The organism is Paenibacillus aquistagni, assembly GCF_900177815.1.
Classification (GTDB): Bacteria; Bacillota; Bacilli; order Paenibacillales; family Paenibacillaceae; genus Paenibacillus_B; species Paenibacillus_B aquistagni.
In genome coordinates this window covers 43138-66839 of record NZ_FXAZ01000011.1, presented here as the reverse complement: position 1 = coordinate 66839, position 23702 = coordinate 43138, and the positions used below count along the sequence as shown (strand labels likewise).

Annotated in this window: 21 protein-coding genes; 1 reads left to right on the top strand and 20 read right to left on the bottom strand. The window is 47.8% G+C overall.

Annotated features, from left to right (window positions below; translation table 11 throughout):
- Positions 1-349: 349 nt before the first annotated feature.
- The 14 genes from lysS to nadB form a co-directional block, all read right to left on the bottom strand.
- Entirely contained in the window at positions 350-1858 is a 1509-nt protein-coding gene (gene lysS, locus B9Y93_RS23585) for a lysine--tRNA ligase (protein ID WP_085498899.1), read from the bottom strand.
- A 193-nt stretch (positions 1859-2051) separates the two neighbouring features.
- Entirely contained in the window at positions 2052-2531 is a 480-nt protein-coding gene (gene greA / locus B9Y93_RS23580; protein WP_085498897.1) for a transcription elongation factor GreA, read from the bottom strand.
- Positions 2532-2765: 234 nt separating this feature from the next.
- Positions 2766-3800 carry a tRNA dihydrouridine synthase DusB gene (gene dusB, locus B9Y93_RS23575; protein WP_085498895.1) on the bottom strand — a complete coding sequence of 345 codons (1035 nt, stop codon included), beginning with the start codon at positions 3798-3800 and terminating at the stop codon, positions 2766-2768.
- 32 nt (positions 3801-3832) lie between these two features.
- The gene (locus tag B9Y93_RS25135) at positions 3833-3961 is read right to left on the bottom strand and encodes a hypothetical protein (RefSeq protein ID WP_342351869.1); all 129 of its coding nucleotides are present in this window, start codon (positions 3959-3961) and stop codon (positions 3833-3835) included.
- Positions 3962-3981: 20 nt separating this feature from the next.
- Positions 3982-4521: a 2-amino-4-hydroxy-6-hydroxymethyldihydropteridine diphosphokinase gene (gene folK / locus B9Y93_RS23565; protein ID WP_085498891.1), complete on the bottom strand. Its 540-nt coding sequence runs from the start codon at positions 4519-4521 to the stop codon at positions 3982-3984.
- The gene (gene folB / locus B9Y93_RS23560) at positions 4518-4901 is read right to left on the bottom strand and encodes a dihydroneopterin aldolase (RefSeq protein ID WP_085498917.1); all 384 of its coding nucleotides are present in this window, start codon (positions 4899-4901) and stop codon (positions 4518-4520) included. The genes folK and folB overlap by 4 nt, the downstream gene beginning before the upstream one ends.
- Positions 4902-5116: 215 nt before the next feature.
- Positions 5117-5983, bottom strand: coding sequence for a dihydropteroate synthase (gene folP / locus B9Y93_RS23555; RefSeq protein WP_085498889.1), 867 nt, complete (start codon positions 5981-5983; stop codon positions 5117-5119).
- Between the two features lie 24 nt (positions 5984-6007).
- Positions 6008-6913 (bottom strand): aminotransferase class IV, encoded by a 906-nt coding sequence (locus tag B9Y93_RS23550; RefSeq protein ID WP_085498887.1) that lies wholly within the window; start codon positions 6911-6913, stop codon positions 6008-6010.
- Between the two features lie 324 nt (positions 6914-7237).
- Complete coding sequence (cysK, locus tag B9Y93_RS23545; protein WP_085498885.1) at positions 7238-8176, bottom strand: cysteine synthase A; 939 nt, start codon at positions 8174-8176, stop codon at positions 7238-7240.
- A gap of 297 nt (positions 8177-8473) precedes the next feature.
- The gene (locus tag B9Y93_RS23540; RefSeq protein ID WP_085498883.1) at positions 8474-9418 is read right to left on the bottom strand and encodes a peptidylprolyl isomerase; all 945 of its coding nucleotides are present in this window, start codon (positions 9416-9418) and stop codon (positions 8474-8476) included.
- A gap of 200 nt (positions 9419-9618) precedes the next feature.
- Positions 9619-10542 (bottom strand): Hsp33 family molecular chaperone HslO, encoded by a 924-nt coding sequence (gene hslO / locus B9Y93_RS23535; RefSeq protein ID WP_085498881.1) that lies wholly within the window; start codon positions 10540-10542, stop codon positions 9619-9621.
- Between the two features lie 56 nt (positions 10543-10598).
- The gene (locus tag B9Y93_RS23530; protein WP_085498879.1) at positions 10599-11372 is read right to left on the bottom strand and encodes a type III pantothenate kinase; all 774 of its coding nucleotides are present in this window, start codon (positions 11370-11372) and stop codon (positions 10599-10601) included.
- Positions 11369-12241 carry a carboxylating nicotinate-nucleotide diphosphorylase gene (gene nadC / locus B9Y93_RS23525; protein ID WP_088549950.1) on the bottom strand — a complete coding sequence of 291 codons (873 nt, stop codon included), beginning with the start codon at positions 12239-12241 and terminating at the stop codon, positions 11369-11371. Before nadC ends, B9Y93_RS23530 begins: the two co-directional genes overlap by 4 nt.
- Complete coding sequence (gene nadB / locus B9Y93_RS23520) at positions 12234-13850, bottom strand: L-aspartate oxidase (RefSeq protein ID WP_085498876.1); 1617 nt, start codon at positions 13848-13850, stop codon at positions 12234-12236. The genes nadC and nadB overlap by 8 nt, the downstream gene beginning before the upstream one ends.
- 461 nt (positions 13851-14311) lie before the next feature.
- On the opposite strand from nadB, the gene B9Y93_RS23515 reads away from it, so the two are divergent.
- On the top strand, positions 14312-16033 hold the full coding sequence (locus tag B9Y93_RS23515; RefSeq protein ID WP_085498873.1) for a methyl-accepting chemotaxis protein: 1722 nt from the start codon (positions 14312-14314) through the stop codon (positions 16031-16033).
- Positions 16034-16158: 125 nt separating this feature from the next.
- Here B9Y93_RS23515 and nadA read toward each other — a convergent pair whose 3' ends face one another.
- The 6 genes from nadA to B9Y93_RS23485 form a co-directional block, all read right to left on the bottom strand.
- Positions 16159-17103 carry a quinolinate synthase NadA gene (gene nadA, locus B9Y93_RS23510; protein ID WP_085498871.1) on the bottom strand — a complete coding sequence of 315 codons (945 nt, stop codon included), beginning with the start codon at positions 17101-17103 and terminating at the stop codon, positions 16159-16161.
- A gap of 353 nt (positions 17104-17456) precedes the next feature.
- Entirely contained in the window at positions 17457-19580 is a 2124-nt protein-coding gene (gene ftsH / locus B9Y93_RS23505) for an ATP-dependent zinc metalloprotease FtsH (RefSeq protein ID WP_085498869.1), read from the bottom strand.
- A gap of 91 nt (positions 19581-19671) precedes the next feature.
- A complete protein-coding gene (gene hpt, locus B9Y93_RS23500) occupies positions 19672-20220 on the bottom strand; it encodes a hypoxanthine phosphoribosyltransferase (RefSeq protein WP_085498867.1) in 549 nt (182 codons plus the stop codon).
- 104 nt (positions 20221-20324) lie between these two features.
- Entirely contained in the window at positions 20325-21860 is a 1536-nt protein-coding gene (gene tilS / locus B9Y93_RS23495) for a tRNA lysidine(34) synthetase TilS (protein WP_085498865.1), read from the bottom strand.
- A gap of 47 nt (positions 21861-21907) precedes the next feature.
- The gene (locus B9Y93_RS23490; RefSeq protein WP_085498862.1) at positions 21908-22933 is read right to left on the bottom strand and encodes a serine/threonine protein kinase; all 1026 of its coding nucleotides are present in this window, start codon (positions 22931-22933) and stop codon (positions 21908-21910) included.
- A complete protein-coding gene (locus tag B9Y93_RS23485; protein WP_085498916.1) occupies positions 22917-23702 on the bottom strand; it encodes a vWA domain-containing protein in 786 nt (261 codons plus the stop codon). Before B9Y93_RS23485 ends, B9Y93_RS23490 begins: the two co-directional genes overlap by 17 nt.

Sequence of the window (23702 nt, the reverse complement as noted above, 5' to 3'; positions counted from 1 at the left end):
TTCTCAATAATGTTTCACTCGTTGTTCAGTTTTCAAAGAACAATTTTGCTTTGTCTCAACCGCCTTATCAGCGGCGACTTAATTAATATATCATAGGAACAATACCTATGCAACAGGAAAAACCAACCAAATCATTTTTTATACTTGAAACATCTTCCCTCTATTCTTTTACCCAACCTCACTGCCGTGTAACCACCTCAGATGGGATTGCTCCTATATACAGAGAACATCCTACAATGTAGCTGCAAGTCGACTACTAATGAAGATAGAGAGGCTTCTGCTTCAAGCCTCTCTATCCGTTAAGAACTACTGCAAACAAACACGAAGACAATTGAGAGTTACAATCTAATTACATATTGCCACGATCACGCATATGCGGGAACAACAGCACATCGCGAATCGATGGCGCATTCGTAAGCAGCATAACAAGTCGGTCAACACCAATACCGAGACCACCTGTTGGCGGCATACCGTACTCAAGCGCGCGAATGAAGTCATCATCCATGTCATGAGCTTCGTCATTGCCTTGCTCTTTCTCTTGAAGCTGTGCTTCGAAGCGTTGGCGCTGATCGATCGGATCGTTCAACTCAGTGAACGCATTTGCGTGCTCACGCGCCACGATGAACAGCTCGAAGCGATCAGTAAAGCGCGGATCGCTTTCTTTCTTCTTGGCAAGTGGGGAAATCTCAATTGGATGACCCGTTACAAACGTAGGTTGAATCAAAGTTGCTTCAACGAACTCTTCGAAGAAGGCATTTACGATATGGCCAAATGTAAAGTGAGGCTCTACAGGAACATGATGTTCTTTTGCGAGGGCATGAGCTTCCTCGTCTGTCATTTGAACAGAGAAGTCTACGCCCTTCACTTCTTTAATCGCCTCTACCATGGACACACGGCGCCAAGACGGAGTCAGATCCACCTCGTGGCCTTGATATTCGATCTTCGTCGTACCAAGCACCTCTTGCGCGATGTGAGCAATCATATTTTCTGTAAGGCGCATGATATCTTCGTAGTCGGCATAAGCTTCGTACAATTCAATCATCGTGAATTCCGGGTTATGGCGAGTCGAAATCCCCTCGTTACGATAAACGCGGCCGATCTCATACACTTTTTCCAATCCGCCAACGATCAAACGCTTCAGATGAAGCTCAATGGCAATACGCATATAAAGCTGCATATCCAACGCATTGTGGTGTGTAATAAATGGGCGCGCAGCAGCACCGCCTGCAATGGCATGCAAAGTTGGTGTTTCAACTTCCAGGTAGCCAAGGGAATCCAAATAACGACGCATCGATTGAATGATCTTCGAGCGAGCAATAAACGTCTGCTGAACATCTGGACTCATGATGAGATCCACATAGCGCTGACGATAGCGAAGCTCAACGTCTTTTAGTCCATGGAATTTATCAGGCAATGGGTACAGGGACTTAGTAAGCACCTCTAGATCCGTTACTTTAATCGAAGTCTCACCCGTTTTTGTCTTAAATACCGTACCGTGCACACCGACGATATCTCCGATATCAAGCATCGAGTATGCTTCATACTTTTCTGTAGGAACAGTGTCCTGGCGAACGTAGATTTGAATGCGTCCGCTTAAGTCTTGAATATGGCCAAAGCTTGCCTTGCCCATGCCGCGCTTTGCCATGATACGTCCAGCAAGGCTTACTTCGATATGCTTCTCTTGGAGCTCTTCATTACTAAGCTCACTATATTGGTCCAGTACTTCCTTTGCCGTCGTTGTACGAGTAAACTTCGTTCCAAACGGGTCTACACCAAGCTTGCGAAGCTCGTCCAATTTTCCGTGACGAATTTGCAGCAATTCGCTTAGTTCTACTTCTTGGTTGACGGTATCTGTCACAAGAAACACTCCTTTAGATGGTGCATGCTTGCAATCCATTTATTGTTATTCTGAAAACAACGCAACGGCAAACGGTTCTGCCGAATTCCAACAGCTCCGTTAACCGTATGAAGAGACGTGCTTATGGAAAGAAGCTTCCGGTGCGGAAGCTTCTCTCAGCCTTAACTTCTATCTTAACATAGAACCGCGTCCCTTAAGAGCGCTTAATTTCGATAATCTTATATTGAATAACGCCTGCTGGCACGTTAACATCAACAACGGTACCCTTTTGCTTCCCAAGAATCGCTTTGCCAACAGGGCTCTCATTGGAAATCTTGTTCTGGGATGGATCGGATTCAGCTGTACCCACGATCGTATATTCCATTTGATCGCCAAACTCCATATCTTCTACCATGACCGTAGACCCGATGCTTACCGTATCTGTGTCGATCTCATCGCTGTTAATGATGCGAGCATTGCGGAGCATTTTCTCAAGCGTAATAACCCGGCCCTCAATAAAGGCTTGTTCGTTCTTTGCATCTTCATACTCGGAGTTCTCACTCAGGTCCCCGTAGCCAATAGCAATCTTAATACGCTCTGCAACCTCACGACGCTTTACTGATTTGAGATTCTCAAGCTCCTCTTCAAGCTTCTTAAGACCCTCAGGGGTTAGAATAACTTCTTTATCGCTCATCTTTACCGATTCTCCTGTCATGATCTTTATTTTCGCACCATCATCGTAGCGAATTCATCTTAATCCATCATATGGCTGAATGCCCATATCATGACTTCATGTCACAATGAATAAACGTTGGGATTCAACGTCATCACGGACGGCTATAAGGTCCGATCATTTTTTCTATTGTTGAATTATATGGGATGGATATACAAAAGTCAATGAACCCCCACACCCCTATTTGAAAACGCTTCATTGTGCTGCAGAGGACTCGTCTTCGTTAGCATTGCGCTGTTCACGTTGAGTGTGACGATCAAAGACGCCGGCGTTCACCAATTCCTCCAGCATTCGAATCACTTCATCACGATGAGATTCCTCCATAATGCGGTCCTTTACTCTAGCTGCGCCAGGCAAGCCTTTCAGGTACCAAGCCAAGTGCTTGCGCATCTCCTTAACCGCAACATGCTCGCCACGCATAGCGATCAAGCGATCCATATGCAATATGGCAATGCGAATCTTTTCTTCTGGTGATGGGTCTGATGGAAGCGTGCCGTGTGTAAGATATTCAATCGTACGATACAACATCCACGGATTGCCCAAAGCACCGCGTCCAATCATGACGCCATCGCAGCCTGTTGTATCCATCATGTTGCGAGCATCTTCAGGCGTGAACACATCGCCATTGCCAATAACCGGAATGTCGAGTGCTTCTTTTACCTGCTTGATGTAGCTCCAATCTGCCGTTCCTGTATACAATTGCTCGCGTGTACGTCCATGCACGCTTACGGCTTGACCGCCAGCACGCTGAACAGCAAGTGCATTGTCCACCACATAGATATGGTCATCATCCCAGCCGATGCGCATTTTGACGGTGACAGGCTTATCAACCGCATCAACAACGGCTGATACCATTTCATATATTTTGTTCGGGTCCAAGAGCCAGCGTGCGCCTGCATCACATTTCGTCACCTTCGGTACAGGGCAGCCCATATTGATATCAATGATATCGGCATTGGATTCCTTGTCGACAATCTTCGCAGCTTCTACAAGCGACTTGCGATCTCCCCCAAAGATCTGCAAGCTGAGCGGCTTCTCCCGCTCATCCACGAACAGCATCTCACGTGTGCGCTCGTTGCCATGCACCAACGCTTTATCACTTACCATCTCTGCGCATACTAAGCCGCAGCCGAATTCCTTTGCAATCAATCGGAATGCCGGATTTGTTACGCCTGCCATAGGTGCAAGCACGACCGGATTCTTCATTTCTATATTGGAAATCTTAAGCATCCCGTTCACTCCTTCCTCTTGCTGACCTTCATTTATCCTTCTCCAACCAGTTCAATAACGGATATGCGTAATGCGTATGCAATGCGTTCGACCACTTGGTCATCCGCCGCACGATTGCCTCTTTCTATCTCACCAATAATAGTGATCGACAAATTCGTCATCTCCGCTAACTGTAGCTGTGTTAATCCTCGAAGCTTGCGGAAGGCACGAATTCGCTTGTTGACTCTAGACGATTCCACAGTCGAATTCCTTCCTTTCCTTCCAGTGTGCCCAAGCATTCTTTCACGAATTCGTACAGTTCAGTCTCTGATTGTAACACAATTTCAGAGAGCGGAACGAGTACAAATAGCCGTTCCCCCATACGCGGATGAGGGAGGAGAAGGCTGTCACTCTTCCAATGTAGTTGTTCCATCCATAGCAAATCAAGATCAATCGTCCTTGGACCCCAGCGAACATTCCGTACGCGGCCTAGAAGCTGCTCTGTCTGAAGCATCAGCTGGAGAAGTTCCTCTGGACCAAGCGTTGTACGGACAGCTGCCGTCATATTCAAAAACGCAGGCTGATCCTCATAGCCGACAGGATCGGTCTCATATATAGAAGAGACTCGAATCACTTCAATCTGAGGATGATTCTGAAGCAAATGAAGCGCTTCGCTCAGATACCGATCCCGCTCGCCCAGATTGGACCCTAATGCCATATAAGCCGTACGTGAAACCGTCATTCGCTTTCCTCGCCTTCTATCATGCGTGCTCGAGTCATCTCTATCGTTACGCCGTCAAAATGAATATCAAAAGGTGGGTTCGGCTTCGTAACACGCACGGTCGCTTCGTTAATTCTAGAGAACTGATGAAGCAGCATAGAGGCAATGCGCTCTGTCAAGGTCTCTACCAGTTGATAGGACTCTTGCTCGACGATCTGCTTAACCGCTGCATGAAGCTCAGCATAATTAATGGACTGTTCAAGATTATCATCAAGTCCTGCTGCCTGCATATCAATCTGCAGATCCAAATCGACATACCAGCTCTGACCCAGCACTCGCTCCTCCTCAAACACACCATGCTTTCCATAGAACGACATGCGCTTAAGCTTCATGCGGTCCAATCCTACTATCTTTGTCTTGGGATAAGGTGCAATACCTTGATGCAAATGGCTCATACGAAGCACATCCCTCCGCTATAGTAACATGTCAACATCTGCACTTCTACAATAGAGAAGGCATTTTCTGACAAATTATTTTGTTTTATCATGAACATCTACGCATGACGATATAACTTGCCTGCTGCTCATTCATGCCAAGCTATCTAGATTCAAATATGTTAACAATGAGATGAAGGAGCAGCGATGTTTTTATCGAGCATGGCATCCATCATCTTTGCCGTTCGTGCAATCGCCTTTACATCATGAACACGAACAATCTGGCAGCCCTGTGCAATGCCTAGCGACACCGTTGCTGCCGTTCCCTCTACAACATCATCCACAGGCAGTTCCAGCACATCACGAATGAATCGCTTGCGGGAAGTGCCAAGCAGCACGGGATACCCAAGCGCAACCAGTTCGTCCAGATGGTGCATAAGCTTAAGATTGTCCGCTCCCGTCTTCGCAAAGCCTATTCCAGGATCCAGCCAGATTAGATCTTTGGAGATTCCCGCGGCAATTGCTGATTCGACAACATCCTGGAGATCTTGAAGCACATCTGAGATATAATCCTCATAATTTGTTGACTCGCGGTTATGCATGAGAATGATCGGGCATTGATAGTCGACTGCAACCTGCAGAATATGAGGGTCCCGCTTGCCGCCCCATACATCATTAATAATATGGGCCCCTGCCTGTAGGGCTTGCCTCGCGACATTGGACTTATACGTATCAATGGACAACGGGATATGCGGCATATCTTCATGAATAGCCTGAATAACAGGGATCACCCTGCGCAGCTCTTCTTCCTCAGCTACAGGAGCATGACCAGGGCGAGTCGATTCGCCGCCAATATCAAGGATATGAGCTCCATCTGCCACAAGCTCTCTCGCATGAGCGACAGCCGCTTCCACATGCTGATACTTTCCTCCATCAGAGAAAGAATCCGGTGTAACATTCACAATCCCCATCACAAGCGTGTCGTGTCCCAGTTGAACAGCTGCTTCGTTCCATTGATAGTTCCGAATATATATGGTTGGTGCAAGCATTCCAATACCCCTTTCCTTACACAACTACCTATTCTCATCCACTTGTGCTTCTTTCCAAGCAATCGATCGGTAGGCTTCAAGCAAGCGGATCGTTAATGGTCCCGCCTTGCCGCTCCCCACTTGTACGAGATGATTGGCTTCATCCCATACTGCTGTAATCGGGACGAGCTCCTGAACGGAAGTCGTGATGAACAGCTCATCACATTCATGCAGCAGCATCTCTCTTCCGAATGTTCGCTCTACAACAGGGATGCCCAGCTGCTTTGCAATCTCGATCGTGACGGCTCTCGTAATTCCGGGAAGAATGCCTGTATGGATCGGAGGCGTAAAAAGTGTATGTTCAGATATCGCAAAGATATTACTGACGATTCCCTCTGCTGCATCTCCCTCCGCCGTGAAAAGCAGCCCTTCTGCTCCAAGCTTAGCTGATTCATACTGCATAAGCTCTCGCTTCGCCAAAATATTATTCATATAATGGCCTGACTTGAACCGGATTTCTCCTTCAGGCGTGTTGCGTCTTATCCTCAGCAGCTGCAGCGGCTTGCCTTGTTCGTACAGGGAGGAGGGGAGATCAGGAAGCGGCTTGGCCAGCACAATCACCGTAGGCGCCAAATAATCCCCTGTCGGCAGTCCTACGCCTTGCTCGCCTGCACTCACAGTAAGCCGAATGTAGGCTTCTTCAAGCCTGTTGGCGTGCATCACTTCTTGAATATGCATCCTTAGCGGCTCGGCCTCTAAACTCAGCTTAATGCCTAAGGCACGGCATCCTTCATGCAGCCGCTCCAGATGCTGCTCTAATCGAAAGGGCTGACCCTTATACGTGCGCATCGTTTCAAACAAACTAAGTCCGTACAAAAAGCCGTGATCCCCTACCGGAATCACAGCATCCTTATCCGTCAATAAAGTTCCATTCCAGCCTATCATGGCCATTCATATCACGCTCGCCTCTATATCGGAATATGATCCTCTATTGATATACGATCTTGTCCGTAAAAAGGAATACTTCTATATTTAATGCGAAATTACAGAGAGAGTCAATCCATACCAGCAATTAATTCCATAATATAACAAGATGGATGACAGCTGGCGCCCCTAATATAATTTGCCCCATGCTAATCAGACTCAACATCAATCGTTAGAGGACATCCTTGTCTTACCGCGCTTGATTACACATCAATAACACCAGCAAAAGCCCCTGTGAGGCTCTCGCATGAAGCGCAAAGTCTCACAGGGGCTGAAGATTTCCATCCATCCTTAATTGTCAAAATTAAACAAAGGTGTGCTCAAGTAGCGCTCGCCATTGCTCGGTACAACAGCGATGACACGCTTGCCTTCACCAAGCTCAGCTGCCACTTGAAGCGCAGCATTAATCGCCGCACCAGAAGAAATGCCTACGAGCAAGCCTTCTTCCTTCGCTACACGGCGAGCTGTTTCAAAGGCGTCATCATTCTCGATCGTAATGATTTGATCATACACTTCTTGGTTCAAAATATCCGGAATGAAGTTGGCGCCGATACCTTGAATCTTGTGAGGACCAGGTTTGCCTCCAGATAGGATAGGTGATGCTGCAGGCTCTACAGCAACAACTTTGACGCCAGGGAAGTTCTGTTTCAAAATTTCGCCCGTACCAGAGATCGTCCCGCCTGTACCAATACCTGCTATAAAAGCATCCAGCTTGCCATCCAGACCATTAATCGCTTCTACAATCTCAGGACCCGTTGTCTCACGGTGGATTTTGACATTAGCTTGGTTTTTGAACTGCTGAGGAATAAAATAGCTTTGATTCTCTTCCGCCAATTCCTCTGCCTTGCGAACCGCACCATTCATTCCCTCAGATCCCGGAGTGAGCACCAGCTCAGCCCCATATGCGCGCAGCAGATTGCGGCGCTCCAAGCTCATAGTCTCTGGCATAACCAGTATAGCCTTGTAGCCTTTAGCAGCCGCTACCATAGCAAGACCAATGCCTGTATTGCCGCTAGTAGGCTCAACAATGGTATCTCCTGGCTTGAGAATTCCTTCAGCCTCTGCTACTTCGATCATGCTTAATGCAATGCGGTCCTTTACGCTCGATCCTGGGTTTTGGTACTCAAGCTTAACATAGATCTCTGCACTGCCCTCAGGGACAATGCGATTCAAGCGCACAAGCGGTGTATCCCCGATCAATTCCGTCACACTATTCACGATTCTTGCCATGTTGATACCCTCCCATATGTTTGCTTTCCATTTTTATATTTCCGACTAATTCACTAGGTTTTATTACTTTCTATCTTAGCAAAACCGATAACATCCGTCAATAGCTCATTTTGAAAAATGTGGTACTTTTGTTTCATCCTTGTGTTGCCATGCATTTATCTTGAAATTTCAATCTTCGAAAAGGTCATCTTGTGATAAGTCCCTGCCTTTTTCACGTAAAAAGAAGGAAGCAGCAAAAGGATCAACACGTTCCCTCCGCTGCTTCATGCTTGCTGGTCATATCTAGGACCAATGAGATTATGAGGATTCTTTGTCTGTTAATAATCTTGCCGTATACTTCTCGCGCAGGACCTCCTCGACCTGATGCAGGGAGCCGATATCCGATAATGCCATATCCCTGCGGGCCCTTGCACGAATCGAAGCACTGTCCTCAACAGGTGTCTGCTTGCGACCTGACAATAAAACAATCGCGTATCCCTGCTTTACCTTCACGGGTGCGGACCATTGTCCTACCGTAAGGCTTCTTGCCACCATCAACTCGTTATTCTCAATGAATGGATCGCCGTCTTCTATCCAGCCAAGGCTTCCTCCTTGATCAGAAGAATACTCATCTATGGACATACTCGCTGCAACATCCACGAATGCTACGCCATCCTCCAACGATTGAAGCGCTTCTTCTGCTGCTGTGGCATCCTTAACCACGATATGAGACAGGTTATAAGACAAGTACGGCTCATAGTCCTCCACGTGGCTAGCAACATACTCCTCCACTTCTTCATCCGTATAGCGGATCGGATAAGTCGCTACTTTTTCCAGCAGGAGATGCTGCCTCGTTTCCATATAGATCTGCTCCGAGTCCATGCCAAGCTGTTCTTGCATCGCCTGATAATAGGATTCGACACTGTCGTATCCCACCATCTGCCTGCGAAGCTCAGCATCGACCTCTTCTGGCTTCACCTCAATGCCAAGTGAGGAAGCTTCCAATTGGACTGCTTTATTCGACAGCATGCGATCAAGAACCAGACTCCCATATTGCCTCTCCAACTCCTTAACCCACTCTTGATGAGTGATGAGTTGATCTCCAATCGAAGCAACAGGCTTGCTGTCTTTCGACTCAGGTGCTGGATTCAGTGATGTAGAATGCGGCAGCCCTACGCCCATAATCAACATCGTCCCTAGTATGATTACACAAATAAAAAGTACGAGGATACAGCCCCACAGGCTCTTTACTTCTTTGGTCATCTTGTACAACCCTTACGTTAGTGAATTCCCCCGAGCATCTAATCGCTATCTCTTCTCGTACTTTGAATAGGTAAGGCCGAGACTAGGAGGGAAGCAAGCAGCAGAAGCGAATGGAATGAAGTGTGCAACCTGTTAACCTATCCATTGGCCGCTTCAAGCTTCTCGAATGTGCGAGTCTCGTTATCCTTGCGGATTATTCCTTATTTATCATTCATCTGATCGATAAGAGATTGCAGCTGTTCTCGGTCAAAAGCATAGGTCTCATTGCAAAAATGGCAGACTACCTCAGCTTTGCCATCCTCCTCGATCATCGCTTGAAGCTCCCCTTCTCCAAGACTGATCAGTGTTTGTTCGACACGTTCTTTTGAGCACTGGCAGCGGAATACAATTGGCAGATGCTCCATGACTTGCACATCTTCTACAATCCAGTCAAGCAGCTCTTCGAGCTCCAAGCCTTGGTCAAGCAATGCTGTGATCGGTGGGAGATTGCTAAGCGACTGTTCGATCTTTGTAATCTGATCATCCGTCAAGCCAGGGAGAAGCTGAATAATAAACCCTCCGGCGTGAATGACCGAACTATCCACATCTACAAGAACGCCTAGTCCAACTGCAGAAGGGGTCTGCTCCGATAAGGCAAAGTAATACGTGAAGTCTTCACCGAGCTCGCCCGAGATAATCGGAGAACTTCCATGATAAGGCTCCTTCATGCCGAGATCCTTCGTCACGTGAATGAACCCTTCGCGCCCAACGGCTCCTGCTACATCCAGCTTGCCTTCATTGTTGCTGGCTAGATGAACCTGAGGATGCGTTACACAGCCGCGCACCTCTCCATGAGCGTTGGCATCAGCAATAATTTGCCCGATCGGACCGTCACCCTTCACTTGAACAGTTAATTTCTCTTCTCCTTTAAGCATTGCTCCCATCATCGCGGCTGCAGTTACGGTACGCCCAAGTGCTGCTGTAGCTGTTGGGTAGCTCTGGTGTCTCTTCTGCAGCTCATCGACAAGATGCGTTGTGCGAACAGCAAATACGCGAACTTGGCCGCCCATTGCTGTACCGCGGACAAGCATATCCGCCCGAGGCTCTCTTTCCGTTGATTGATGCTCTTTGTTATCTGTTGCCATGGTGTATATGCCTCCCATTGCTTCCATATTAATTAGACGTTCTTTTTTAGAAATGGTTACGATTTATTTCGTTTATAGATCAACAATAACCCTTCCAGCGTCAGGTTTGCGTTTGTCTCCTCGATTCGACGGGACTCGGTTCCAATCAACTCCGCCAGGCCTCCTGTAGCAATGACGCGCGGCTTCGTCCCGAGCTCGCGTTCAATCCGGTCGACAATGCCGTCCACTTGGCCTGCATAGCCGAAGATGATTCCTGCTTGCATGGAATGGATCGTATTGCGCCCAATCACACTCTTGGGTTTCGTAAGCTCAATGCGTGGCAGCTTCGCAGCACGCTGGTACAAAGCTTCCGTGGAGATGCCGATGCCAGGGACGATAGCCCCTCCCATATAGTTTCCCTTTTCATCAATAACATCAAACGTCGTTGCCGTTCCAAAATCGACAATAACGAGCGGACTTCCAATCCCATAGCGCTCTATGGCTGCTACCGCATTAACGATACGATCCGCACCAACCTCCCGCGGGTTATCGTAACGAATATTGAGCCCTGTCTTGATGCCAGGTCCAACAATCAGCGGCTTCTGACTCAAATACTGCTCAGATAGCTGCTCCATCGTACGAATAATGGGAGGTACGACAGAAGATATAATGACGCCTTCAATGTCCTCTACAGACAAGCGCGCCATCGAGAGCAGATTATGAACCATCACGCCGTACTCATCCGACGTTGCCTGGCGATTGGTCGCAAGGCGCCAATGGTGAATGAGTGTTTCATCTTTATATAGCCCAAGTACAATATTGGTATTGCCAACATCTATTACAAAAATCACGAGCCACTAGCTCCTTTCTTCTCATTCAGGTCCAAGCTGATATCAAGCGCTTGGAAAGAATAGGTCAGGCTTCCCACGGAGATGACATCGATACCAGCCAGCGCCTTCTCCCGAATCGTATCAAGTGTAATGCCGCCGGATGCCTCAATCAGCACATGCGGCGCTTGGCTTCTGATCCACGTCACTGCCTCAGCCATAGCCGCAGCAGGCATGTTATCAAGCATAATAATGTCAGCGCCTGCCTGAAGCGCCTCCTTGACCTGCTCCATGGATTCCGTCTCTACTTCTACCTTCATCGTATACGGAATATGACGGCGAGCCCGTGCTACAGCCTCTGTAATCCCGCCTGCTCCCTTAATATGATTATCCTTAATCATGACCGCATCATAGAGGCCGAAGCGATGATTCTTGCCTCCCCCTACTCGAACTGCATACTTCTCCAGTGCCCGATGGCCGGGAGTCGTCTTGCGCGTATCGACAAGCTCAGTCGGCAGATCGGCAATCGTTGCTGCATATTGCTTCGTCTTGGTAGCAATACCAGACAAGCGCTGCATCAAATTCAGCGCCAAGCGCTCGCCAGTAAGAATACTGTGTGTGCTGCCCTCCACCTCAATAAGAACAGTGCCTTTGGATACGATACTGCCTTCCTCCACATAAGCGGAGAAGACAATGTCCGGATCAACAAGCTCAAATACCGCTTTAGCCACTGGAATACCGGCGATGACGCCCTCTTCCTTAGCATGAATAATACCCTTTGATTGATGGCCTGCTGGAATGGTAAAGGCCGTTGTCACATCGCCTGTGCCAACATCTTCTTTTAACCATGCAGCAAGCTGCTCGTTTAACAATCGACGATCTATATTAAACATGATGAATCAGCTCCTCTGTTATGCCATGCTTGTGGTGCAGCAGCGTATGCTTGCTCCACTCGGCATCGTTGCGTTCCGGATAATCCTCTCGGTAATGCGCGCCTCGGCTTTCCTCTCGCCAATTGGCTGATCTTGCTACCATCATTGCACAAGTGAGCAGATTCGCGAATTCATACTCCTCTTTGCGAGACAAACGGCATGAAAAGAAGCCTATTTGGCGATGCAGCTCGTCCATTGCCTTTTTAAGGCCCGGATCATCACGGCGAACACCGACATATCGCACCATCACCTTCTGCAGCTTCAAACGGCGCTCTACCACAGCTTGAATCGGCAATTCGTGCCGGTTCTCATCCACAGCAAGATGAGGAACTGGTTCTGTCAGCGGCGCAAGCATGTTGATACGCTCTACAATGCGGCGGCCAAACACAATCGCCTCCGATAATGAATTGCTTGCTAATCGATTGGCCCCGTGGACACCTGTAGAAGATGTTTCTCCACAGGCAAATAATCGATTAATATTGGTTTCTCCATTCAGGTCTGTCTTCACTCCACCCATCATGTAATGCGCAGCTGGAGCAACTGGAATCCAATCACTCGACAGATCCAAGCCATACCGCAAGCAGGTCTCATAAATAGTTGGAAACCGTGTCTTCACCTGTTCTTCACTCTCATGGGTTATATCAAGATACACAAAGGTAGACTTCGTCTTCTCCATCTCGCTTACTATAGCTCTAGCCACAATGTCTCGCGGCGCAAGTTCCAATTGATGATGATATTGCTCCATGAAGCGCTCGCCCTTTATATTCCGAAGGACAGCTCCCTCTCCCCGAACAGCTTCCGAGATCAGGAATCGCGGCGCGCCAGGATAGCACAGTGAAGTCGGATGGAATTGAATAAATTCCATATCCTGAATGATCGCGCCTGCGCGATAAGCCATCGCTACTCCATCAGCTGTCGCTACGTCCGGGTTGGTCGTATAACGATACAGCTGTCCTCCTCCGCCAGTACACAGTACCGTCGCCTTTCCTGTGACATACACACGTTCACCATCCGGACGCTGCACAAGTACGCCTCGACACTCCTCATCAATGGTCACAAGATCAATCGCAAAATGATCATCCCAAAGCGTAATGTTTGAACAAGTCTTCACATACTCAGCCAGCGCACGCACAATCTCATAGCCTGTCGCATCGCCATGCGCATGCAGAATGCGTCGATGGCTATGGGCTCCCTCCATCGTTAAGGCCAGTTCGCCATTCACTTGGTCAAACTCGGCACCCATCTGCATAAGCTGCCTTACCCCATCCGGACCTTCGTGGACTAGAGCATGGACCGCCTCCTCCGCACAGAGTCCTGCCCCAGCAATCAGCGTATCCTGCAAATGATAATCAGGTGAATCATCTTCAGCGATAACTGCCGCTATCCCTCCTTGGGCATAGCGCGTATTGCTCTCAAATAAAGACTTTTTGCTGATCAGCATGACGCGTTGATGGCGGCTTGCCTGAATAGCCGTATACAAGCCGGCAATGCCAGAGCCAACCACAATGACATCGGTCTCTACCAAAGGCAAGTCCTGCAGTGAAAAATCAATTAAATATGGAGGTATCATCCCAGCCCACCCCTTAATGTGGCAATCTGATGTTCACATGATCCGAAAATAGTCAAAAGAAGCCCCATCCGCACGTATCATCACGCACTAGGCAGCTTGCTTGTCATGACAAACCAATAAATATGATCCCGAACATGTATTATACTACACTGTAACATAGCACAAAACCCGACAGGAATACATACTTCCGCTTCTTTCCGCATTAAAAATATATCCTCATCCATCCTTTCATCCGATTAAAAATTATGATCGGAGTAAATGTCGATTTCATGGAATAGGAGCATCTGCAAAAGGACGCAATATCATGAACGGATAGATAATCATGGAAATAAATGAGGCGTATATGAAAAAAGATGAAAAAATTTAAAAATATTTTACTTACAGCTAAACAAAATCAATCGAAAATAAACGATACATTAGAATAGAGCCATATTTTATCTATATCACAAGGGAGAATCAACATGAACCTTCAACGTTGGAAATTAAGGAATTTGCCTATTCAATCCAAGCTCATTCTTATTGGATCATTAGGTTTAGTGTTTACGCTTTTGATAGGGGCTGTATCCTTCTACGCCCAAGGTCAGATCCAAGATAGTGCTGAAAAAATGTATGATCAATCACAAACGATCCGCGAGATGGGTCAGATTCGCACTGACACTCGTGCTACATACGGTTTCTTATTGGAAATGCTCCTTACTTACGATTCATCCAAAAAGCCTGTTCTTGAAAAAGAGATTGATGAGCGCTTAAGCAATATGGAAGCGAACATCAAGTCTTGGGAACAAAATGCAGTCAGCCAGTGGGAGAAGGAACAGGTGGATCCCTTCCGCAAAATGTTTACCTTCTTCAAGGACGAGATCATGAATATTAAAAAGATTAACAGTGAGCAAGGTAAGGACGAGGCGTTAAGTGCCGTCTTTGGCAAGTTTGCGGTTACTAGTGATCTGGTCAATGAAAAAGCCGAAGAAATCGGACAATACATCAACAATCAAGCAGATGAACTAAATCATAGCAATGAGTCCGTATACCGCGGAACGATTATTTTGAGCAGCATTGTTATTCTCATCTCGTTCCTTATTGGCGGCGCACTGATTATACCGATAACACGCGCTATTGTAGGACCGGTTAAGCATATTCAGCAATTGATGGATCGTGCAGGCAGCGGAGATTTCACAGCCGAAGGCACGCACCAGTCATTGGACGAGATGGGACAACTTACGAACTCCTACAATACAATGGCGAGATCGTTACGAGAGCTGATCGGACAAGTGTACCATTCGACGGACTTGGTCGCGGCCTCCTCGCAACAATTAAGCGCAAGCTCTCAGGAGACCAGTGCGGTCACAGAAAAAATTGTACAGGCCATTGAAGGACTTACCAAAGAAACAAAGCTGCAGAATCAGACAATCAACGAGGCGACGAATACGATTGGCGATATGAATACCGCCATGCAAAACGTGATGACCAACACGCTAGATGTATCCGAGAAGGCCTCGGCATCTGTTAAAGTAGCCAATGAAGGAAACGGCATTGTCCAACAAGCCTCGCAGCAAATGAATCAGCTGCAGAGCAAACTTGTACAGCTTGAAGAAGTGCTCAATCAGCTTCAAGTGCAAACGAATCATATCGGCAATATGAATGCTGTCGTATCGAATATTGCCGCCCAAACCGGACTGCTCGCATTGAATGCCTCGATTGAGGCTGCAAGAGCAGGCGAGCATGGACGAGGCTTTGCCGTTGTGGCAAGCGAGGTTCGCAAGCTGGCCGATGAGTCGGCCCAATCCGCTGACGAGATTAATCAGCTCGTCTCCACCATCCAGAAGGATAACCAAAACGTTATCCAAACGATGAGAATGGTTCAGCAGGAATTTGATACAGGCATTAATCTCGTTCAGCATGCAGGCACTCAATTCTATGAGATCGAAGAATCCATTAATAGTGTAGCTGCTCACTTAGAGGATGTATCTGCCACGATGGAAGAGATCTCAGCAGGTTCTGATCAGATGAACGCAACAGCCTTCCATATTAAGAGCTCTATTGAGCAAATGACGCAAAATATTGAAGATGTAGCTTCAAGCACCGAGGAACAGCTTGCTTCCATGGAAGAAGTCCAATCCTCCTCTCAACACCTTGCACATCTTGCTGAAGATTTGCAGCAGGCTGCCAGCCGTTTTAGTATTTGATCCTGAATGTGGCTCTTCCATTCCGGCGCTGCTGCTATTAAGCACCAGCCAAAACACAAAGGAGACTGTGCGCATCATGCACGGTCTCCTTTGTACGTTCATTTATAAAATGAGATAAGCGCTCTTTATTTTACCTGCAGCATGCGCTCCAGAGACAGCTTCGCACGCTCCGCAACTTGAGGCGGAACATAGATCTGCGGCTGCATGGTCTCTAGACATTTAACAAGCTTCTTTAAGTTGTTGACTTTCATATTCGGGCATACGAGATACTTGGTCGCAAAATGGAATGCCTTATTCGGACTGTCCTTGCGAAGCTGATAGCCTGTGCCATCTTCTGTTCCCACGATAAACTCGGTGTGCGCAGAATTTTTGCAATAATCGATAAGTGCGGTTGTGCTTCCAACAAAGTCTCCCATCGCGACCACCTCTGGACGGCACTCTGGGTGCACGACAAAGGCCGCGTTCGGATATTTGGCCTTCATCTCTACAACATCCTTTACCGTCAGCATATCATGGGTGTTGCAATACCCTTCCCAGATGATGAGATTCTTGCCCGTCTTCTCTTGAACATAATGCCCAAGGTTCTTATCCGGCACCCAGATGATCTCCTCCGCATCCAACGATTCAATAACCTTGACAGCATTAGAAGAGGTACAGCAGATATCAGTCTCTGCTTTGATCTCGGCAGATGAGTTAATATAGGTAACCACCTTAGCATTCGGATGCTGCGCCTTAAGCTTGCGCAAGCCTTCTACGTTCACCATATCCGCCATCGGGCAGCCGGCACGTTCATCCGGTATGATGACCGTCTTGTTCGGGGCCAAGATCTTCGCACTCTCCCCCATGAAGTGCACCCCACAGAATACAATCACTTCTGCATCCGTCTCCGCCGCTTTCTGGGCTAGCAGGAAGGAGTCTCCTCTGAAGTCAGCTACCTCTTGAATCTCATCACGCTGATAATAGTGCGCAAGAATAATTGCATTACGCTCCTTCTTCAGCTGCTCCAGTCTTTCTCGCAATTCACGATTCTGTTCTTCCTTGCGCGCTAATGCAAGTGCTTCTAATTGCACGATCTTAGTCCCCTCTCCCCCAACTCGTTACCACTTAATTTACACAAGGGGGTTACGTGTGTCAATTCACAAATACGCGCATTCTGTTCGATTATAAGCAGCTATTAGCGGATTGATGGAAATTAGAACCATGTTTTGCGTGAAATCGCTATAGGCCCATTACGTGCTGAATAAGTTTCACATTCTTTTCTTGTAACATGTAACGTTTTCGATACAGCCCATAATTGGCTCTTTTTGGCCTATATAAGCCATAACAACAAAAGAAACCCTTGTCCATAAAAAGACAGGGTTTCTTGAAAAAGGTCGAGAGCGCACACTATGCACGCTCTCATACCTATAAGAGCATAACTCTTTTATTGGTCTTTCTTATCCTCATCTTTTGAAGCAGGCTCTTCAGGCGTATCGCCATGTTCTGGCTTCGTCTCCGCCTTTTCTTCGTTCTGAGCTTGCTCATCAGTACGGGCCTCTGTGGAGGATTCCTCTTTTGGCTGTTCTGACGGCTGATCGTTAGAGTCCCAAGCAGTTGGTCCAAGCTTCTCTGGCTTGCTTACCAGATTCACCTTTACCTCTCCTGTGTTCTCTACCGGCTGCGTCTCCGAACCGCGAGTCTCTGTCTTGTCATTGGCAGGGGCTTCTTCACTGATCTTGCCTGTATCGATCAATTGCTTGATCTGTTCAAGCTCGAGTGTTTCCTTCTCAAGCAAGGTATTGGCAATCAAGTGTACCTCTTTCATATGCTTCGTCAACAGCTCGCGAGCACGGTCATAGCAATCATTGATGATGCTTTGCATCTCTTGGTCGATCTCATAAGCAATCGCATCGGAGTAATTCTGTTCATGACCAAGGTCACGACCCAGGAACACTTCTCCTTGGCGAGCACCGAATTGAAGCGGTCCAAGCTTCTCGCTCATTCCGTATTCCATAATCATGCTGCGCACAATGCGGGTTGCTTGTTGGAAGTCGCTATAAGCACCAGTGCCAATCTCGCCGATGAAGATCTCCTCGGCAACGCGTCCACCCAAGAGTCCTGTTACTTTGTCAAGAAGCTCTTGCTTCGTAACAATCATGCGGTCTTCCTTCGGAAGCATGATCACATAGCCGCCAGCGCGGCCACGAGGGACGATCGTTACTTTATGAACCGTATCCGCATGCTCTAGGAAGTAGCCGATAATGGTATGTCCAGCTTCGTGATAAGCAACGATGCGCTTCTCTCGATCGCTGATCATGCGGCTTCTCTTCTCGGTACCGACGATAACGCGGTCAATCGCTTCATCGACATCCTGCATCGTAATGTCTTTATGGTTTTTGCGAGCAGCAAGAAGGGCTGCTTCATTAAGCAAGTTCTCTAGGTCTGCGCCAGTAAATCCAGTTGTACGCTTCGCAATTGTACTCAGCTTAACATCCTTATTAAGCGGTTTATTGCGAGCATGAACCTTAAGCACCGACTCACGGCCCTTCACATCTGGACGGTCAACCGTAATCTGACGGTCGAAGCGGCCTGGACGAAGGAGTGCCGGGTCAAGAATGTCCGGACGGTTCGTTGCAGCGATGATGATGATCCCTTCATTCGCACCAAAACCATCCATCTCAACAAGCAATTGGTTGAGTGTCTGCTCGCGCTCGTCATGTCCGCCGCCTAATCCGGCACCACGCTGACGACCGACAGCATCGATCTCATCGATAAAAATAATACAAGGTGCATTCTTCTTCGCATTCTCGAACAAGTCGCGAACACGGGACGCACCAACACCGACAAACATCTCAACAAAGTCCGAACCGGAAATGCTGAAGAATGGTACGCCGGCCTCGCCTGCAACAGCACGGGCAAGGAGTGTTTTACCTGTTCCTGGAGGGCCGCTTAGCAATACCCCTTTTGGAATACGAGCACCAAGTGCTGCAAACTTGCGAGGATCTTTAAGAAACTCTACGATCTCAACAAGCTCTTGCTTCTCTTCATCCGCACCTGCCACATCCTCAAATGTGACGCGCTTCTTCTCTTCATTGTACAAGCGGGCGCGGCTCTTGCCGAAGTTCATAACTTTGCCGCCGCCACCTTGCGCTTGATTAAAGAAGAAGAAGAACAGGATGAACATAATAATGAAAGGAACAAAGGAGGTCAATAGCGTAAGCCAAAGGCTCTGCTCCTTCATCTTATCCATGGTAAACTTCAAGTCAGGATTGGACTTGCTTGCATCCATGACCTCTTGAACGGCTGGACTTGTATCGGGAATATACGTTACGAAGTCAAGAGATTTAGCATCAGCCGGCTGATCCTTATATTTACCCACTACTAAATAGGCTCGGCCTTCGTATTGCATCTTAATGGTATCAATATTGTTGGCTGCGAGCTCTTTACGAAACTGGTCATATCTTGGGGTATCTGTGGCTTCATTGCCGTTTCCGATGAATTGGACAATCCCAACCACAACTAAAAAAAGAATCAGATAAAAACCAGAATTCTTGATGAACCGATTCATCCCCTACCTCCTCTCAAAGACACGAAAATATTGTATCATAGCACGTCTTACCAACTCAACTTCATCGGCTTACTATCGGTAATTATACGTGCTATTTAGCATCATCTGTATAAATCTCAGGTTTTAACACCCCAATATATGGGAGATTGCGATATTGCTCTGCAAAGTCAAGTCCATAACCTACAATGAACTCATCTGGAAGAACAAATCCCTTGTAGTTTGCTTCCATGCTCGTTGTACGGCGTGCTGGCTTATCGAACAAGGTCACAACCTTAACATCATTCGCCTTGCGGCCTTGCAGAACCTCAATGAGATAGCTCAAGGTGAGACCTGTATCAATAATATCTTCTACAATTAATACGTCTCTGCCTTCAACCGATACATCCAAATCCTTAATAATACGGACAACCCCAGATGACTTCGTCGAAGCACCGTAGCTCGATACGGCCATAAAGTCCAGCTCGACAGGTACGTCCATACACTTTACAAGATCCGCCATGAAGATAAATGCGCCTTTCAATACGCAGATGACAAGCGGCTTCTTCCCTGCATAGTCTCGGCTAAGTTCCTCACCCAACTCCTTTACTCGAGCTGCAATCTGTTCTTCCGAAAATACTACCTTCTCAATGTCGTTATGCAATGATGGGACCTCCTAGAATAAGTACTAACTCTTGTTATGAATAATGCCTATGTGTAAAAAAGCTGCAGATCATCTCCCACTCCATCATCCATTCATGCAAAGACTCAGGAAACGGGCTCAAATCTGATATGTACGACTGAGCGAGTTGCCGGTCCAATCAGGGCAATATCCGATCTTCTTATGCCAGGCAGCCATAGGATCTGCCCGCTTGCGTCCTCAACGATCGGCATGGCATCACGAAGTGAAGAGGGTACTTTGGCATCAACGAACATATCTTGCACCTTTTTGCTGCCATTTAATCCTTTCACACGCATTCGATCTCCTTGCCTTCTCGTCCGCACGCTGATCGGCCACTGAATCGCGTCCGCATCGAACATGGCATCAAACTTATCCCCGAGAAAGTCAGGTTCCATCTGACGCACCGCCATTTCATTCCATACGATCTTGCTTGGATAACTGGAGTAGAACATTTCTCCGCTCCCTCGCTCAATATGGCACTGAACTGACGCGGGCTCCGCTCCATCTCTTCTTCCAGACAACCAAGCAATATGGTCGTACTCTCTTATGGCAATGACCTTATTGCCTGCCTCTTCGCGCCATGTCGTCTTCGGTTCTGTGATCCTAAGACGCAAGCGCTCAATGGTAGAAAAGTCAGCCTGCTCAGCTTCCAGAAAGAGATAATTTAATATTAGTTTAATCAATCTGCGTTGTAAAGCAACATGTACGGATAAGAACACGTCCCTCTTCATCAAGCATCCTGCTGTGTATTGCATTGCAAAGCGCAGGTACTGTTGTTTTAGCGTGCCTTCCAATGCCCCCGTGTCTTCTTTCACTTCCACACCAAAAGAATGAACATGCGAGCGAAACAGCTCATCCGTGTGCTGCTGCTGCCAATCGTCCTCGGCTGCCATCGTCTCTGCCAGCTGTACAAGAGCCTCCGTAATCCGAGGGTTTTCCTGCTCCAGCAGGGGCATGATATCGAGCCTTAGGCGATTGCGCAAGTATGCCCGCTTCTGATTGCTGCTGTCCAATGCGTAAGCAATGCCCCTCGTCTGGCACCAGGCAACCAGCTCCTGCTTGCGGACATGGAGAAAGGGCCTAACATAGCGTATTCCCTCTTCTTCCCTAATCCATGATATCCCTCGAAGCCCACTACTTCCCGCCCCACGGAGCATATGCATCAGGACGGTCTCAGCTTGATCGTCAGCATGATGGGCTAATGCAATCGCAGGACTATTGTATTTGTTGGCTACGCTCTTTAAGAACGCATATCGAAGCTCGCGTGCTGCAGCCTGGGGGTTCAGGTGATGTTTTTTTGCATAACCTGGTGAATCGACCTGCGTCATTTCAAAGATAAGGCCCAGTTCTTCAGCGGCTTGCTTCACCAACAAAGCCTCCTGCTGCGATTCCTCCAGGCGAAAACCATGATGGACATGCGCCACAATAATCTGCATGGGATTGTCCTGCAAATGGCGCACCTCCGCCAGCCAATGCATGAGCAGCATGGAGTCAGGACCACCGGAAACAGCCACCACCATTGTTTTGCCATGAAGAAGCTGGCCATATTGTGCCTGCCTGTACGTTTCATGCACCCAATGCTGCCAATTTTGTCCCTTGTTTGGTTGTCCAGCTTGTACCATGATGATGCCTCCTAGTTTATTTAACCCGTATCTAATGTTGTTACTCACTATTTTATACCGAAACCGGGACTCGAGTTAAGCATCATAAAGATGAGGCTGATGAAGAGCAGCAGGGCGGAGGCGAAAAATGACCATTGAAGCCAATTCGGAGTAGGTCTTGTTGGCGATGCAGCAGAACGAGACCATATGCTGCTTATGCGCTTCCATTCATGTATCGCTTCTTCTGTTGAGGTGAAGCGTTGATGAATAGCACGTCGAAGCCAGGGCTGGTACGGTTCTAACACCTTGCACTGGGAGGCAATCGCAAGCAAATGCTCCCGCTCTCTCAACTGAGGAAGCGTGCTCGCCACCTGCTGATGCAGCTTGCCGCTGCTCAGCATATGGATGAACATGACGGCAAAGGCGAACAGATCATAATGGAAGTCTGCCTTTCTTGTGCCGGCATGCCAATATCCTCGATCATACCACTCTGTAAATTGACGAATGCTGTCCCCTTCTTTCGTTAATCCTCCGTAGTCGATCAAGCTCACTTCGCCATAGGGCCCGACCATGACATTATCAGGCTTCAAATCTCCAAATACGAATTGATGCTGATGCAGATAACCCAGCTTCAAAAGCAGCTTCTCGCCAATAAGACCAACCCAGTCCCTGCCTTGCTTCATTAAAAACTTTGACAGCGTCTTCCCTTGGACATACTGCATAATATAAAACGGATAGATCGTGCCGTTGACATCAGCGTCATCGGACTCTATGAAATATTTCTCTTTTTGGTTGAATGAAGGCCCTGCCTTTCTCACTTTTAGCGATTCCAGCACTTGCAGGGCGTTAATCTCCGATTGGAGCTCCATCGTTTCAAAGCCCATCTTCAGGGCATAGCCTGCCTGCTTGCCTGACTTATGGGGTCCTCCTTCTTGGTGCACCAAATAAACGACACCGTTAGCGCCTTGACCAAGCAAGCGAACAATTCGATAGATATGGCTATTCCATTTTCCAATCACGCGATCCCCGGGCATAAGCCCGATGGACCGCTTGTCCTGCTTGCGGCCTTTCGCCTGCCTAAACGATGTAGTCACTCCACACCCCGCCTGTTCCTGTTTCTTTATATGCGATCGGCGGATTCACTTCTGAATCCTCCGGCTTGTTTCTACTATTATATTGATAATAGTCTACCACATGCAGCAGCGCAGGGCCCGTTGGGGTTGTCCCTCTCATCTGCATACGGGAAAATAATTTCTTTACACGATCCATATCGGCTGCCCAGTCCAAATCCATTACTGCAGGCTCTTCCTCATGTGAGCCAGGAAAGTGAAATACCGCAAGCTCGCTTGTCCCTCTTCTAGCCTTTAAGCTTAACATTAAATCTCGTATCGCTTCCTCTACAGCCGCGAGCTTCGGCTTCATGCTAGCGCTTGCGTCAATCAGCAGAGCAACTCTAAGATCCATTTCCTCACTCATCTGATCCATAACCTGCACCACTTCCCCGCGTTTGGCAGGCGGCAAATCCGACAAGCTATAATTATTAGCGCCCTCCTGTTCGGATTCCTGCTGCAAAATATGCTTCAATTCACGATTGACGGCCAGATGAATCGTATCCATAACCGTCTTGCGGGTCATCATCTGGATCGTATAGGATAGCTCACGTGCATTGACAATTCGGCTCATGCCCCCGCCCATTCTGGCGATGTCCTCAATTTCTGCTTGGCCGTACTGACCGATCGTTCCTTCATCAATAATACCTATGACATTGACCATAATTCCAGCAGCATAAGCCTCGGCTGCAGCCGCAGCTGGTTGGATCCCCACATTCGAACATCCATCCGTAATTAACAAGATTTGCTTCAA